This is a genomic window from Pseudomonas sp. S12(2018), from assembly GCF_024355235.1.
In the GTDB taxonomy this organism is placed as follows: Bacteria; Pseudomonadota; Gammaproteobacteria; order Pseudomonadales; family Pseudomonadaceae; genus Aquipseudomonas; species Aquipseudomonas palmensis.
Genome location: NZ_QLAD01000012.1, coordinates 70768 through 86428 on the forward strand (window position 1 = coordinate 70768; position 15661 = coordinate 86428).

The 15661-nt window shown below is 67.6% G+C and carries 13 protein-coding genes; 6 read left to right on the forward strand and 7 right to left on the reverse strand.

The features are described 5' to 3' along the window. Window positions 1–5 precede the first annotated feature (5 nt). Window positions 6–476 carry a hypothetical protein gene (locus DN388_RS23835; RefSeq protein WP_054915351.1) on the forward strand — a complete coding sequence of 157 codons (471 nt, stop codon included), beginning with the start codon at window positions 6–8 and terminating at the stop codon, window positions 474–476. A gap of 140 nt (window positions 477–616) precedes the next feature. Here the strand turns inward: DN388_RS23835 and DN388_RS23840 are convergent, their stop codons facing one another. Both DN388_RS23840 and DN388_RS23845 read right to left on the reverse strand, forming a co-directional pair. Further along, entirely contained in the window at window positions 617–1093 is a 477-nt protein-coding gene (locus tag DN388_RS23840; RefSeq protein ID WP_043860504.1) for a hypothetical protein, read from the reverse strand. 27 nt (window positions 1094–1120) lie between these two features. Next, window positions 1121–2248 (reverse strand): GlxA family transcriptional regulator, encoded by a 1128-nt coding sequence (locus tag DN388_RS23845; RefSeq protein ID WP_235593671.1) that lies wholly within the window; start codon window positions 2246–2248, stop codon window positions 1121–1123. Window positions 2249–2294: 46 nt separating this feature from the next. On the opposite strand from DN388_RS23845, the gene DN388_RS23850 reads away from it, so the two are divergent. The 3 genes from DN388_RS23850 (at window position 2295) to DN388_RS23860 (ending at window position 6839) form a co-directional block, all read left to right on the forward strand. Next, entirely contained in the window at window positions 2295–3284 is a 990-nt protein-coding gene (locus tag DN388_RS23850; protein WP_255002436.1) for an ABC transporter substrate-binding protein, read from the forward strand. A gap of 66 nt (window positions 3285–3350) precedes the next feature. After that, window positions 3351–4469, forward strand: a complete 1119-nt coding sequence (locus DN388_RS23855) for an aryl-sulfate sulfotransferase (RefSeq protein WP_236176913.1) — start codon at window positions 3351–3353, stop codon at window positions 4467–4469. Between the two features lie 81 nt (window positions 4470–4550). Further along, window positions 4551–6839 (forward strand): TonB-dependent receptor, encoded by a 2289-nt coding sequence (locus tag DN388_RS23860; protein WP_255002439.1) that lies wholly within the window; start codon window positions 4551–4553, stop codon window positions 6837–6839. Between the two features lie 10 nt (window positions 6840–6849). Here DN388_RS23860 and DN388_RS23865 read toward each other — a convergent pair whose 3' ends face one another. Further along, window positions 6850–8181, reverse strand: coding sequence for a PLP-dependent aminotransferase family protein (locus tag DN388_RS23865; RefSeq protein WP_255002441.1), 1332 nt, complete (start codon window positions 8179–8181; stop codon window positions 6850–6852). 105 nt (window positions 8182–8286) lie between these two features. On the opposite strand from DN388_RS23865, the gene DN388_RS23870 reads away from it, so the two are divergent. Beyond that, window positions 8287–9177, forward strand: coding sequence for a DMT family transporter (locus DN388_RS23870; protein ID WP_253087006.1), 891 nt, complete (start codon window positions 8287–8289; stop codon window positions 9175–9177). A 279-nt stretch (window positions 9178–9456) separates the two neighbouring features. Here the strand turns inward: DN388_RS23870 and DN388_RS23875 are convergent, their stop codons facing one another. Genes DN388_RS23875 through DN388_RS23885 form a run of 3 tightly spaced genes read right to left on the reverse strand, consistent with a single transcriptional unit; the run spans window position 9457 to window position 12356 of the window. Continuing rightward, window positions 9457–10659 carry an MFS transporter gene (locus tag DN388_RS23875; protein WP_255002444.1) on the reverse strand — a complete coding sequence of 401 codons (1203 nt, stop codon included), beginning with the start codon at window positions 10657–10659 and terminating at the stop codon, window positions 9457–9459. After that, a complete protein-coding gene (locus tag DN388_RS23880) occupies window positions 10637–11260 on the reverse strand; it encodes a glutathione S-transferase family protein (RefSeq protein WP_043860541.1) in 624 nt (207 codons plus the stop codon). The genes DN388_RS23875 and DN388_RS23880 overlap by 23 nt, the downstream gene beginning before the upstream one ends. A gap of 37 nt (window positions 11261–11297) precedes the next feature. Next, window positions 11298–12356 (reverse strand): NAD(P)-dependent alcohol dehydrogenase, encoded by a 1059-nt coding sequence (locus tag DN388_RS23885; protein ID WP_058540721.1) that lies wholly within the window; start codon window positions 12354–12356, stop codon window positions 11298–11300. A 155-nt stretch (window positions 12357–12511) separates the two neighbouring features. On the opposite strand from DN388_RS23885, the gene DN388_RS23890 reads away from it, so the two are divergent. Further along, window positions 12512–12829, forward strand: a complete 318-nt coding sequence (locus DN388_RS23890) for a DUF2388 domain-containing protein (RefSeq protein WP_043860539.1) — start codon at window positions 12512–12514, stop codon at window positions 12827–12829. A gap of 107 nt (window positions 12830–12936) precedes the next feature. Here DN388_RS23890 and aceE read toward each other — a convergent pair whose 3' ends face one another. Beyond that, complete coding sequence (gene aceE, locus DN388_RS23895) at window positions 12937–15609, reverse strand: pyruvate dehydrogenase (acetyl-transferring), homodimeric type (protein ID WP_255002448.1); 2673 nt, start codon at window positions 15607–15609, stop codon at window positions 12937–12939. Window positions 15610–15661: the final 52 nt, after the last annotated feature.

The window sequence follows — 15661 nt, forward strand, 5'->3', positions numbered from 1 at the left end:
GTGGTGTGAGAGTGCTGATCGTGCTGTTGCTGGGCCTGATGCCCATCGTTGCCCAGGCGCTTGAGGTGGGCGAGCGCGTGGCCCCGTGGACCCTGCTCGACCAGTTCGAGCAGCCGTATACCCTCAACGACGACACTGCCCTGGTGCTGGTGGCGCGCAGCATGGAGGGTGGCAAGCTGGTCAAGGCGGTGCTGGAGGGGCAGCCCAAGGGCTACCTGGAGGCGCGCAAGGGTGTGTTTGTCGCCGACGTGCAGCGCATGCCGGCGCTGATCGCCAAGCTGTTCGCCATCCCGGCCATGCGCGACTACAGCTACCGCGTGCTGCTGGACCGCGAGGGGCGGGTGGCCTCGCGTTACCCGGGCGCCGAGGGCACGGTGCTGTTGCTGCAACTGGAGCACGGGCGCGTGACGGCCAAGCAGGAATTGGCCGATGCACAGGCACTGCGCGAGGCGCTGGCCGAGGTGAAGGCGCGTTGAAGATCCCCGCTGAGTTCATCGTTCACGAAACCGCGCACTGGGATCGCGGGCCAAGCCCGCTCCCACAGAAGCAGCGCAAACCTGTGGGAGCGGGCTTGACCCGCGATCGGGTGCGCAGCACCAGCAGGCAACTACGCCCCTCACTTCACCGGATGCGCCGCCACCGCCACCTTCAACGCCTCGGTCACCAGCTCGATCAGCACCGGCCTGGCACTGGCCTGCATGGCCTTGCCGATGTCTGGCTGCTTGCTCATCACCTTGTCGGCATACTTGGATTCGCGACCTTCGCTGGCCAGTGACGCCAGCTCCTTCGCCGAAAACGACTGGCTGTAGGCCTCGACCAGGTGCTGGTCCCACTGCGGCTGGTACTTGGGCAGCAGCCCCTTGATGGCCGCCGTCACGCTCTTTTCCGCTTGCTGGCTGCCGACCTGCGCAGTCAGCAGGCCGTAGGTGTTGGTGCGCATGGCCGCCGACAGCGCAATCGGCCCCAGGTTGGCCCCGGCCTGGCTCTTGACCACGAACTCGCGCGCCGCCTCTGCGGCCGGTGCCTTGGCATAGGCAGTGCCACCCAGTCCGCTCAACGCCAGTAGGGCAAGCAGGGTATACAGAACTTTCATGATCACTCCGTTCTCGACAATCCGAATCTACTGCGCCAGGTGCTCCAGCGCGATGCCCGGCCGCTCCACATGGCGGTAGCCGGTCTGGCCGGCCACTGGCACGGGCACGCCCGGTTGCGGGGCCCTGGCCTGGGTACGATAACCCAGCGGGCTGGTGCCCAGCTCTTTCTGAAACACCCGGCGCATGCGTTCTTCGCGGCCGAAGCCGACGGTTTCGGCAATGCGCTTGATCGGCTCGCGGGTGGTCTCCAGCAGGCGGCACGCCGCTTCAAGGCGCAATGTTTCCACCGCCTGGGCCGGCGTGTCACCCGTGGCCGCCACATAGGCCCGGGCAAAATGCCGCGGGCTCATGCCGAACTGCTCGGCCAGGCGCTCCACCCGCAGGTCGCCATCCAGGTTGGCGGCGATCCAGGCATGCAGCCGGGCCAGGCGCACATCCGGTGCGGTGCGCAGCGCGTTGGACTGTGCCTGCAACGAGGCACTGAGCTGCGGTTGCCCGGCCGAGCGCCACAGGAACACCGTGAAGTAGCGTGCCAGCGCCAGGGCCGCGTGGGGGCCCAGGTCCTGCTCCACCAGTGCCAGCGCCAGGTCGATGCCCGCCGTGGCGCCGCCGCAGGTCCACAGGTTGGCGTCATTCAGGTACAGCGCGTCGGGCTGGCACTGCACGCTGGGGTAGCGCGCCTGCAACTCGTCATTGAACTTCCAGTGGGTCACCACCCGACGGCCATCGAGCAGGCCCGCAGCCGCCAGCGCGAAGGTGCCCGTGCCCACCGAGCACAGCCGGCGAATCTGCCCATGGCGCCGGCGCAGCCAGTCGCACGCGCGCGGGTCTGCTTCCAGTGCGGCCACCCCCGGGCCGCCGGCCACGATCAGGGTGTCGATGTCGCGCAGCTCCAGGTCCAGCTGCGTCAGTGAACGGGTCATCACCTCGATGCCCGACACCGTGCTGATCAGGCCGCCCTCGGGCGAGGCCAGTACCAGGCGATAGGGCGGGTGCTGTGCGAACGCGCCGGCCAGCAGGCGCGGCACGGCGCCGAACACCTCCAGCGGGCCGGCCGCATTGAGCAGCAACGCATCGTCGAAACCCAGCACCACCACCGTGCGGGGCGCGGGTGGCGTGGCAGCAAAGGAGGGGTGTTTGGCATGGAGTTGCACGGGGGGCCTCGACATACTGGGTTCAACACGAAACAAGGGGACGACAATGCCGTTATTCGCTGCTGCTGCCAAGCACCTGCACGCCCGCCGCACCACCTTGCGCGCCGTGGCGCTGTGCGCCGGCATGGTGCTGGCCCAGGCCGTCAGCGCCGCACCTGCCGCGCTGCGGGTCGGCGACCAGAGCGGGCTGGTACAAACCCTGCTGCAGGCCGCCGGGGAGGCTGAGTCCCTGACCTTGCCCCTGAGCTGGCACCCGTTCCCGGCCGGCCCGGCCTTGCTCGAGGCGCTGAGTGCCGGGGCGGTGGATGTCGGGGTGGTGGGCAATGCGCCGCCGGTGTTTGCCCAGGCCGGTGGTTTCGACATCCGTATCATCGGCGTGGCCGACGGCGCTCAGAACAACAATGCGCTGCTGCTGCCACAAGGCTCGACGGTGCAACAGGTGGCCGACCTCAAGGGCCGGCGCGTGGCGGTGGCCAAGGGCTCCAGCGGCCACTACCTGCTGCTGGCCGCGCTGCGCCAGGCCGGGCTGAGCCCTCGCGAGGTGAAGATCGCCTATGCCAGCCCCATCGATGCGCAAAACGCCTTTGCCAGTGGCCACCTGGACGCCTGGGCGGTGTGGTACCCCTTTGTCGGGCAGGCCACCGCCCACGGCGCCCGGGTGCTGGTGGACGGCTCGGCCTGGCCCGAGACCGGCCTTAACTTCACGGTCGCCAGCGGCCAGGCCCTGGCCGACCCGCAGCGTACTCGACAGCTGGGCGAGCTGATGGTGCGCCTGGCCAGGGCGCAGGCCTGGGCCACCGCCCACCCGGATGCCTGGGCCCAGGCGCTGGCAGGCAGCACGCGCCTGCCCCTTGAGCTGGTGCGCGAGATGCTGGCGCACCAGCACTTGCGCTATGTGCCCATCGACCCTTCGATCATCGCCTTGCAGCAACGCCTGGCCGATGCCTTCGCCGCCGAGCGCCTGATCCCAAAACCGCTGCAGGTTGAACAGGTATTCGATAGCCGTTTCAACAGTTTGCTGCCACAACCTGACTAAACACTTCAACTCGACCTGCCATGCCGGCCTGCCGTCGGCAGGGCATCACTCACCCGGAGAAACGTCATGACTGCCCTGCACACCCCGACCCTCAAACGCCACAGGACCGGCCTGGTTGCCGTGGACCACGCCCGCAGCGCCGGGGGTTACACCCTGTTCGCACCGCAGACCGCCGACGGCAACGTGTTCCTGATCGACCTGGACGGCGAAGTGGTACACCGCTGGAAGCTGCCCCAGCGCCCCGGTCGCGACGCGGTGATACTGCCCAACGGCAACCTGGGCTACAACGGCAACCACCCCGACTCCCCCGAGCTGTTCCCAGGCTGGTCGGTGTGGCACGGCGGCGCCTTCAGTGAAGTCACCGCCCAAGGCGAGGTGGTGTGGCAGCACACCGACCTGCTGCACCACCACGATGCCCAGTGGCTGGACAACGGCCACCTGCTGTACACCACGGTCGAGCCCCTGAGCCCCGAGCTGGCCAGCCGCGTGGTGGGCGGTATTCCCGGCAGCGAGGCGGCGGGCGGGGTGATCTATGCCGATGTGGTCAAGGAGGTGGATCGCCAGGGCCAGGTGGTGTGGGAGTGGCGCAGCTGGGAGCACCTGCGCCCCGAGGACTACCCGCTGCACGACACCTTCGAGCGCTACCACTGGCCCATGACCAACGCGGTGACCCCGGGTCGCGATGGCAAGGTGATCCTCAGCCTGCGCAGCGTGTCGTCGGTGATCGCCGTGCAGCGCGGCAGCGGCGAGGTGCTGTGGCGTCTGGGCCACGATCTGGTGGCGCAGCAGCATTGCCCTAGCGAGCTGGAGGACGGCCGCATCCTGGTGTTCGACAACGGTATTTCGCGGCCCCACGTGTCGATGCCGCACTCGCGCATCCTGGAGATCGACCCGCTGACCCGGCGCATCGAATGGCAGTACGCCGATACCCCCGGCTACGCCTTCTTCACCCCGTTCATGGGCGGTGCGCAACGCCTGCACAACGGCAACACGCTGATCACCGAGGCCAACTTCGGCCGCCTGTTCGAAGTGACGCCGGCCGGCGAGGTGGTGTGGGAGTACATCAACCCGCATTTTGCCGCCTACCCCGATGCGGCCTCGCGCCGCTACCTGCCGGGCGAGAACAACGCGATCTTCCGCGCGCACCGTTACCAGCGCGACGACATTCCCTGGCTGAAAGCCTGAACACAGCGCACCAGCACCCACCCTCACGCTCACGCACACCACGCGCAGCGAGGTACCGCCATACCCCCAAAGGAATCGATGATGAAGCTGCCTTATCCACGCCCCCTGTGCCTGGCCGCACTGGGCCTGCTGTCACTGCCTGCGTCAGCCACTGAACCTACCCCCACCGACGCCCCGACCCTTGCCCCGGTGACGGTCGAGGCGCGCCGGCGCAGCGAAGAGGCGCAGCACGTGCCCACCCCCCTGAGCGTGCTGGGCGCCCAGGCCCTGGAGGCCCAGCGCCTGTATCGCCTGCAGGACCTGCAACAGGCCATGCCCAGCGTCAACGTGGCGTTCATGAACCCGCGCCAGTCGAGCCTGTCGATTCGCGGGCTGGGCAACAACCCGGCCAGTGACGGCCTGGAGGGCAGCGCCGGGATCTACCTCGACAACGTCTACCTGGGCCGCCCCGGCATGGCCGTGTTCGACCTGCTGGACATCGAGCAGATCGCCTTGCTGCGCGGCCCGCAAGGCACCCTGTTCGGCAAGAACACCACGGCCGGGGTGCTCAACATCGCCACCCGCCAGCCCACCTTCACCCCGCAGGGCAACGTGTCGACGTCGCTGGGCGAGGACGGCTACCGGCAGGTGCAGGGCGGTGTGTCGGGGCCGTTGACCGACACGCTGGCCGGGCGGGTGGCGGCCTACCGCACCGACGAGAACGGCTACGTGGAGAACCGGTTCGACGGCGACACCCTGGGCGGCGGCCGACGCCAGGGCTTTCGCGGGCAGTTGCTGTTCAAGCCGCAGGAAGACTTCAGCCTGCGCTGGATCGGCGACTACAACGAGGAGCACTCCAGCGCCGGCACGCGCTCGCTGTTCAGCACCGGGCCGACCATCAACGGGGTCAACCGCTATGAACAGCGGGCCCAGGCGGTGGGCGCGACGCTGGTCGACGGGCGCAGGGTCAACCTCGATGCCGACCAGCGTGTCACGGTGTTCCAGGGCGGCACCTCGCTGGAGGCGAACTGGGGGCTGGCCGATGGCTTCACGCTGACGTCGATCAGCGCCTACCGCTGGTGGGACTTCACCCCGCGCAACGACGACGAACTGAACGTGGACGTGATGCACAACGTAGGCCAGTCGGCCCGCGACAAGCAGTATTCGCAAGAGCTGCGCCTGGCCTCGCCGCTGGGTGAGCGGTTCGATTACGTGGTGGGCGGCTATTACTTTCGCCAGCAGATGCAGAACCGCGTGTTCACCGAGTACGGGCCGCTGGCCGACACCTGGAACGGCACCCCGCAGGGCGCATTGAACGATGTGAACAGCGTGGGCCACGGCAGCATCGACACCGACAGTTTCGCCACCTTTGCCCAGGGCACCTGGCACCTGACCCCGCGCCTGGACCTGAGCCTGGGCCTGCGCGGTACCTACGAGCGCAAGCAGGCCAGGGTGACGCGCGATGCCCCGGTGGGCGGCGCGAGCGTGACGGGTGCGGCGGCAGCGGTAAGGCAGGGGCGTGTGGGCGCCTATGATTCGGGCGACCTGAGCCTCTACAGCTTCAGCCCGTCGGCGCTGGCCAGCCTGGCCTGGCGGGTTAACGACCAGGTACTGGCGTATGGCTCGTTGTCCCACGGGGAGAAGTCCGGCGGGGTCAACCTCAGCGTGGCCAGCGCCCCGGTGGCCGGCGCCGACTCGCTGCTGATCGGTAGCGAACGGGCCAACGACGCCGAACTGGGCATCAAGACCACGCTGCTGGATCAGCGCCTGCAACTCAATGCCAACCTGTTCTGGACGATTGTGCACGGCTACCAGACCAACGCCTACGACGACGCCAACCTCACCAGCTACCTGACCAACGCCGGCAGCGTGCGCAGCCGTGGCCTTGAGCTGGACAGTACCTGGCGGGTGAGCCGTGGCCTGACGCTGAGCCTGAACGGCTCGTGGAACGATGTGCGCTACCTGTCCTACGACAACGCCCCATGCCCGGCGGAGGTGGCCTTGCGCCCCGGCGCCCCGGCCGCCTGCGACCTCAGCGGGCATAACGTGGTGGGCGCGGCCAAATGGATTGCCAACACCAGCGCCAGCTACCAGTGGGACCTGGACAACGGCCTGCAACCCTACGTGAACGGCAACTACGCCTGGCGCTCGCAGGCGGTGGGCACGGTGGACGATTCGCGCCTGGCGCAGTTGCCGGGGTATGCGCTGGTCAACCTGTCGGCGGGGGTGCGCGGCGACTGGGGCCAGGGCCAGTGGGACGTGTCGCTGTGGCTGAAGAACGCCTTCGACAAAACCTACTACACCACCCTGTGGAACTCGCCCAACGGCGCCTACACCGGGGTGCTGGGTACGCCGCGCACCCTGGGCATGAGTGCACGCTACGACTTCTGAGGCGTGGGCTTCAGGAGTACGCCTGCACCACCCAGCGTACCTTCGCCAGCGCCGCGCGCAGCGTGTCCAGGTCCACCGAGCCCAGCGCCAGCCTGAGTGCACGCGGCACGTGACTGGTGGTGGCGAAGGGCTGTGCGGTGGACACCGCCACCTGTTCGCGCATCAGGGCGGCGGCGATCTGTTCGGCGCGGGCGTCATCGGCCAGCGGTAGCCACAGAAAGTACGAAGTGGGGTGGGTGACGCAGGGCATGCCCGCCAGTACTTCGCGGGCGATGGCCTGCCTGGCCTGGGCATCGGCGCGCTTCTCGGCTTCCAGGCGCTCCACCGTGCCGTCCTCGATCCAGGCGCAGGCAATGGCGGTCATCACCCCGGGGGTGTTCCAGGTGGTGGCGCGAATGGAGCGCTCCAGCGCGGCAACCTGGTGCGGCGGCGCGGCAATGAAGCCCACGCGCAGGCCGGTGGCGACGTTCTTCGACAGGCCTGACACGTACAGCGTGCGCTCCGGTGCCAGCTGGGCCAGGGGCGGCGGCGCGTCGTCGGCCAGGAAGGCGTAGGCGGCGTCCTCGATCAGGTGCAGGTTGTGGGTGCGGGCAATCGACACCAGTTGTTCGCGCTGCTCCAGGCTCATCACCCAGCCCAGCGGGTTGTGCAGCGTGGGCATGCTGTACACCGCGCGTACCGGGCGGCTGCGGCACAGCCGCTGCAGGGCGCCGAGGTCCGGCCCGTGGGGCGTGACCGGAATCGGCAGCATCTCGAGGCGCAACGCCTCGGCCAGCACCTTGAACCCGGAGTAGGTGAGGGCGTCGACCGCGATCACGTCGCCGGGCTGCAGCAGGGCCATCAGCACCACGGCCAACCCGTGCTGGGCGCCGCTGACGATCAGTACCTGCTCTGGATTCACCTTTAGCCCGCAACCGAGCAGGTGCCGGGCGATGCAGGCGCGTTCATGGGCGCGCCCGGCATGGGGCTGGTAGCGCAGCAGCGCCTCCAGGTCGCCGCTCAGTGCCAGCTGGCGCAAGCCGCTGCGCAGCAGGTCGGCCTGGCCGGGCAATGCCGGGTAGTTGAAGTTCAGGTCGGCCATGCCGGCGGCCACCACCTGCTGGTCGACGCCCAGGTCGGGCGGCAGCGAGGTTTCGCGCACGAAGGTGCCGCGCCCGGTCTCGCCGCTCACCAGGCCCATCTGCTCGAGTTCGGCATATACCCGTGACGCGGTGACCAGGGCCAGGCCATGGGTCGCGGCCAGGTGACGGTGGGTGGGCAGGCGGGTGCCAGGGGCGAGCCTGCCGTCACGAATGTCGGCGGCGAAGGTGTCGACCAGGGCCTTGTAGCGCGAGCGAGGCATGTGCAGATGTATCCATGACGATTTTTTGATTGTGCTGATCGTCGGCCCTAGCATGGTTTTTGGCAAGCGTGCCCTTACCCCTGCAACCTGTCGAGCGTGACTTCAATGGAACAGACTCTCAAACCTCGTACCCTGGACGACACCACCCGTGGCTGGATCAACGGCCTGATCGGCGTGGTGATTTTCAGCGGCTCCTTGCCGGCCACGCGCCTGGCGGTGCTGGAATTCGACCCGGTGTTCCTCACCGTGGCGCGTGCCGCCATTGCCGGTGTACTGGCGCTGGCCTTGCTGATGCTGCTCAGGCAACCGCGCCCGACCCGGGCTCAGGTAATGCCCTTGATCGTGGTGTCGCTTGGGGTGGTGGTGGGGTTTCCGCTGCTGACCGCGCTGGCCTTGCAGTACGTGACCTCGGCGCATTCGATCGTGTTCATCGGCATGCTGCCGCTGGCCACCGCGGTGTTTGGCGTGCTGCGCGGGGGCGAGCGCCCGCGCCCGGTGTTCTGGCTGTTTTCGGTGCTGGGGTGCTTGATGGTGGTGGGCTTTGCGTTGTCGCAGGGCTTGGCGGCGTCGCCCCAGGGTGACCTGCTGATGCTGCTGGCGGTGGTGGTGTGCGGCCTGGGTTATGCCGAGGGGGCGCGGTTGTCGCGGGCGCTGGGCGGTTGGCAGGTGATCTGCTGGGCGCTGCTGGTGTCGTTGCCGGTGATGCTGGTGCTGACCTGGTACCTGGCGCCGTCGACGTTCGCGGGTATCAGCCTGCCGGCGTGGGTGAGCCTGGGGTATGTGTCGCTGTTCAGCATGCTGATCGGTTTCGTGTTCTGGTACCGCGGCCTGGCCCAGGGCGGGATTGCGGCGGTGGGGCAGTTGCAGCTGCTGCAGCCGTTCTTTGGCCTGGCCTTGGCGGCGGGGTTGCTGGGCGAGCAGGTCAGCCCGGGTATGCTGGGGGTGACGGTGGGGGTGATCCTGTGTGTGGCGGGGGCGAGGCGGTGGGCGCGGTAGACGGTTGCGCCCAGCCTGGGCTTTTGAGCCGAACTCATCTGATCCGCTTTTTGCCTCGCTAGCTGCATCTGTTTCCAGATCAGAAGGGGGCAGACAATGTGGCCTTCGACAGCCGCACCCCCTCAGTTAGGAGCTCCCATGGGCAAGATGGCAATTTTTGTATTCGGCTTTCTGGTATTGGCCTTCGCAATCGGAGCACTGGGTACCATCTCCCCCCTGTAACCCCCGCCACACCCCGCACAAAACCAGGAAGGCGCCGAGACTCCCGCGCCTTCTTTTCTATTCTGCCACCAAGCCCTTGTTCACCCGCCACGCCAGCGGCAGCGTGAGCAGCAGCGTGGCCGCCAGCACCACCACCGCCGTGGGCACCCCGGTAACGTCCCCCAGCCGCCCGAACACCACCGGTGCCAGCGCGCCGCCACCGATGGTGCCGGTGTAGAACAGCGCGAAGGCCTGCTCGTGCTTGCCGGCAGCCGCCAGCTCCGGCACCACGCCATACAGCACCGACGAGGTGCCGTTCAGCGCCAGGCCCAGCAACGGCAGCATCACCAGCGTGGCCGAATACGGCAGCACCACCGCCAGCACGATCAACAGTGCGGTCCCCGCTTCGGTGAGCGAGACGGTTTTCAGCAGGCCGATGCGTGCGCCCAGGTAGCCGCACAGCAGCTTGCCGAAGGCCCCGCCCACGAACAGCAGCGTCAGCGCCAGGCCGATACCGGCGGTGCCGGCGCCCTTGAGCCTGAGCAGAAACGGCAGGAAGGTCAGAAACCCCATGCGCACCGCGCTGTCGAGCATGCCCAGCATCAGCAGGGCACGCAGGCCGCCCGGCGAGCCGTTTCCGGTGGCCAGCTTCGGCGCCTTGCCGCCCGCCGCCAGGGCCTGGGCCCGGGAGGGGATCAGCCACCACAGCAACACCGCCGCAGCCACACCCAGCACGCCCAGCAGCGTTGCACCGGTACGCCAGCTGACGGCCACCAGCAGCACGCCCATCAGGCCCGGAATGACCGCCTTGCCGATATCGCCCGCGAAGTTGTAGTGCGACAGCGCCTGCTTGACCCCGCCGCCCGCCGCGTGGCTGTCGGTGATCATCGAGGAGGCCAGCGGGTGCTGGGTACTGGCGCCCAGCCCGCCCAGCATCAGCGCCACCAGCAGCACACCCAGGCCCGTGGCCTGGCCGGCAATCAGGTAGGCCACGCCGGCCAGCAGCGTGCCGCCCACCAGCAGGCGCTCGCGGCCAAAGCGCCGTGCCGCGCGGCTGGCCAGCAGCTGAAAGCCGGCCATCATCCCGGAATAGGCCCCGCGCAACAGGCCCACCTGGGCCAGGCTGAGACCGAACTGCGCCTGCCACAGCGGCAGCAGCACGTAGATCACGTCGGTGAGCCCGTCGTGCACCGCGTGGGCGCTGCAGCCGGCCAGCAGCGAGCGGCGGCGCACCGAGGTTTCGGTGGTGACGGTGGCGTTACGGGGTACCGTTTCTTCCATGGATGACAAACCCTTCGCGTTCGGTCAGACGCTCGTAGTATGCCCGAACCGCTGCAAAATCCGGATGCTCCAGCGGGGTTTCGAACCAGCGATTGACCGACAGGCCGATGGCGATGTCCGCCAGTGAAAAGTCCTGGCCACTGACGTAGGCGCCGGTCGATTCGAGCTGGCGGTCGAGGATCTGCAGGTTGGTGGTCCACTGCCTGCATGCCGCCGCCAGTGCCTCGGGGTCCTGATGGTCGGGGGAATGGCGCACCAGCGACAGGAAGGGGTAGGTCCAGGACTTGTTGAGGTCGGTGGCCTGCCAGTCCATCCACTGGTCCACCCGTGCGCGCACCCGGGGCTCGGCGGGGTAGAGGTGCTGCCCGTGGTACTGGTTGGCCAGGTAGCGCAGGATGCTGTTGGACTCCCACAGCACGAAGTCGCCGTCCTTGATCACCGGCACCATGGCGTTGGGGTTGAGGGCCAGGAACTGCGGGCTGAAGGTGGACCTGAAGCCCGAGCCCCAGTCCTCGCGCTCGAAGGCGATACCCAGCTCGGTGCAGGCCCATAGCACCTTGCGTACATTGATGGAGGAAGCTTTGCCGAGTATCTGCAGCATGGGAGGCCCTTGTGGTTCGGTAGGGGAGTGAGGCGCGTCAGGCGCCGGTGGTGTCGTCGAGCGAGGCCATGTCGATCACGAAGCGGTAGCGCACATCGGAGCGCTGCATGCGTTCGAACGCCTCGTTGATCTGGTCCATGCGGATCATTTCACACTCCGGCAGAATGTTCTTCTTCGCGCAGAAGTCGAGCATCTCCTGGGTTTGCGCAATCCCCCCAATCGGCGAGCCGGCCAGGCGCCGCCGGCCGAGGATGAACGGCACGGTCAGTTGTTCGTCGATCGGCCCCACCTGGCCGACGATCACCAGGGTGCCGTCCACGTCCAGCAGCGACATGTAGGGCGACACGTCATGGCGCACCGGCACCGTGTCGATGATCAGGTCGAAGCTGGAGCGCGCGGCGGCCATGGCCTTGGCGTCGGACGACACCAGCAGCTTGTCGGCGCCCAGCGCCCGCGCATCATCGAGTTTGTCGGGGGTGCGGCTGAGCACCGTGACGTCGGCACCCAGGCCCGCCGCCAGCTTCACGGCCATGTGCCCCAGCCCGCCCAGGCCGATGACCGCGACGCGGCTGCCGGGCCCGGCATTCCAGGTGCGCAGCGGCGAGTAGGTGGTGATGCCGGCGCACAGCAGCGGCGCGGCCTTGGCCAGGTCCAGGCCGTCGGGCACGCGCAGCACGAACTCCTCGCGCACTACAAGGTGCTTGGAATAGCCGCCGTAGGTGGGTTCGCGGGTGATGCGGTCCAGGCTGTTGTAGGTTTGCGTGTTGTTCTCGCGGCACAGCTGTTCCTCGCCCTTGCGGCACTGGTCGCACTGCTGGCAGGAGTCGACCATGCAGCCCACCGCCACGGCGTCACCGACCTTGTAGCGGGTGACCTGGCTGCCCACCTCGGTCACGCGCCCGACGATCTCGTGGCCGGGCACGATCGGGTAGCGGCTGAAACCCCAGTCGTCGCGGGCCTGGTGCAGGTCGGAGTGGCATACGCCGCAGTACAGGATCTGCATCGCCACGTCGTTGGGGCGCAGGGCGCGGCGTTCGAACTTGAAGGGTGCCAGCGGTGCTTCGCGGTGCTGCGCTGCATAGCCAATGGTGTACATGTTCACCTCTCGTCACGCTCGGGAATGGGGACCAGGGTTTCAATATAGCCAGCATGGCGGGCTTCGGTGGGCGGGTAGGGATATTGGCGGGAACTCTTGGCCTGGGGGGCCTATCCTAATGAATGTAGGTTCCCCCCCATCACGGAGGCATCGTCATGCGCCGTTTACTGCTGGTTTCTTCCCTTGTGCTCTGCCTGCCTTTGGGCACGGCCCTGGCCCGTGTGGATGGTCGCGATGTCGCCACCTCCGCCGGGGTTTCCGCCTCGTTGTACTCGACCTTCAAGGACGACAAGCTGGTGATTCCGGCGCGCGATGATGCTTCGACGTTCATCGCCAGCGGCGGCGAAATTCGCGGTGTGTACCTGGAGTCGATGCTGCAGCGTATCCGTCAGCAGAACCCTGGGTTGCAGGCCAGTGACGAAGACCTGGCCAAGGCGATACTGACCCAGGATGAGCTGGGGGCGGGGCAGTAAGGCGCCGCAGGCAAGGTGAGCCCATCGCGGGTCAAGCCCGCTCCCACAGGGATCTTCATGGCCTTTGTGGGAGCGGGCTTGACCCGCGATGGGTACGCCGCGATCTATCAGACCGAAGCAGGATCAACCTTGCCAGGGTCGATGCCCAGCGCTTCGATCGCGCCGGCCACCACCTCGCGCTCGATCACCCCGTCCGCCGCCAGCGCATTCAGCGCCGCCAGCACGATGAACTGGCGGTCCACCTCGAAATGCCGGCGCAGCGCCTCGCGGGTGTCCGACTGGCCGAAGCCGTCGGTACCCAAGGCCACGAAACGCCTTCCGGTCACCCACGGCCGGATCTGGTCGGCATGGATCTTCATGTAGTCCGTGGCCACCACCACCGGCCCCGCATGCCCCTGCAGCAGCGTTTCGATGTATGGCGTCTTCGGCGCCTGCAGCGGGTGCAGCAGGTTCCAGCGCTCCACCGCCTGCGCCTCGCGCCGCACCTCGGTCAGGCTGGTGGCGCTCCACACCTCGCTGCTGACGCCGAAATCACGCTGCAGAATATCCGCCGCCGCCAGCACCTCGTTCAGTATCGAACCGCTGCCCATCAACTGCACATGCCGCTCGCCCTGCGGCGGTTTTTCTACCGGCAGGCGGTACAACCCCTTGAGAATGCCTTGCTCGGCGCCTTCGGGCATGGCGGGGTGGGCGTAGTTCTCGTTGAGCACGGTGATGTAGTAGTACATGTCCTCCTGCTCGGCATACATGCGGCGCATGCCGTCCTGGATGATTACCGCCAGCTCGTAGGCATAGGTGGGGTCGTAGGAGACGCAGCACGGCACGGTGGCCGACATCACGTGGCTGTGCCCGTCGTCATGCTGCAAGCCTTCGCCCATCAACGTGGTACGCCCGCTGGTGGCGCCCAGCAGAAACCCCCGTGCGCGCGCATCGCCCGCCGCCCACAGCAGGTCGCCCACTCGCTGGAAGCCGAACATCGAATAGAAGATGTAGAACGGCAGGGTCATCACGCCATGGTTGGCGTAGGCGGTGCTGGCGGCAATCCACGACGAGGTGGCGCCGGACTCGTTGAGCCCTTCCTGCATGATCTGGCCGTCGGTGCTCTCCTTGTAGTAGCTGAGCGTGCCGGCATCCTGCGGCGTGTACAGCTGGCCCACATGGGAGTGGATGCCGATCTGGCGGAACAGCCCCTCCATGCCGAAGGTGCGTGATTCGTCGGGCACGATCGGTACGACGAGGCGGCCGACCTGCGGGTCCTTGAGCAGGGTGCCGAGAATGCGCACGAACGCCATGGTGGTGGAGATGGCACGGTCACCGGTGCCCTTGAGCTGGCTGTCGAAGGCCTCCAGGGCCGGTACCTGCAACGGCTCGACCCTGGCCTGGCGCGCCGGCACATGCCCGCCCAGGCGATCACGGGCCACCTGCAGGTAGCGCGCATCGGCGCTGTCGGGGGCGGGCTTGAGGTAGGGGATCTCGCCGAGGCGCTCATCACTCAGGTCCAGGCCGAAGCGGTCGCGGAAGGCCTTGACCGCCTCGTCGCCCATCTTCTTCAACTGGTGGTTGATGTTCTGGCCTTCGCCGGCTTCGCCCATGCCGAAGCCCTTGACGGTCTTGGCCAGGATCACCGTTGGCCGCCCCGTGTGACGCACGGCCGCCGCGTAGGCGTTGTACACCTTAACCGGGTCGTGCCCGCCGCGAGCCAGCTTCCAGATGTCGTCATCGCTCAGGTCGCTGACCATCGCCAGCAGTTCCGGGTACTTGCCGAAGAAGTGCTCGCGCACGTAGGCGCCGTTCTGCGACTTGTAGGTCTGATACTCGCCGTCCACGCACTCCATCATGCGCTGGCGCAGGATGCCGCTGCTGTCCCTGGCCAGCAGCGCATCCCAGCCGCTGCCCCACACCACCTTGATCACGTTCCAGCCGGCAGCACGGTACAGGCTCTCGAATTCCTGGATCACCTTGGCGTTGCCACGTACCGGGCCGTCCAGGCGCTGCAGGTTGCAGTTGACCACGAAGATCAGGTTGTCGAGTTTTTCGCGCCCGGCCAGCGAGATGGCCGCCAGCGACTCGGGCTGATCCATTTCGCCGTCACCGAGAAACGCCCACACCTTGCGGCCCTGGCGTGGGGTGAGGTCGCGGTCTTCGAGGTAGCGCATGAAGCGCGCCTGGTACGCCGCGGTGATCGGCCCCAGGCCCATGGATACGGTGGGAAACTGCCAGAACTCGGGCATCAGCCGCGGGTGCGGGTAGGACGACACGCCATCGCGGTCGGTCTCGCGGCGAAAGTTGTCCAGCTGCGCTTCGCTCAGGCGCCCTTCGAGGTAGGCCCGGCCATAGATACCCGGCGCCGAGTGGCCCTGGATGTACACCATGTCGCCGGCAAACTGCGCGGTGCGCCCGCGAAAGAAATGGTCGAAGCCCACGTCATACAGCACCGCCGCCGAGGCGTAGGTGGCGATATGCCCGCCCACCCCCGAATGCTTGCCGGCGCGCAGCACCATGGCCAGTGCGTTCCAGCGGATATAGGCATTCAGGCGCTGCTCGGTGGCCAGGTCGCCGGGGTAGGGCAGTTCGCGCTCGGGGCCGATGGTGTTGACGTAGGGGGTGTTGACGCGGCCACGAAAGTCGCCGTGCAGCGACACGTCCAGGTCCAGCATCTGGTCGATCAGGAAGTGCGCACGCGAGCGCCCCTCCACCTCGACAACGGTGGCCAGGGACTCAAGCCATTCCTGGGTCTGCTCGGGATCTGGGTCGTTCAACAGAGGGGGCTGCTGTTGCATCGGTAATCCTCCTGTGGGGTTGTGGCGGGCAGTGCCGGCAGGCCTGCCGGGT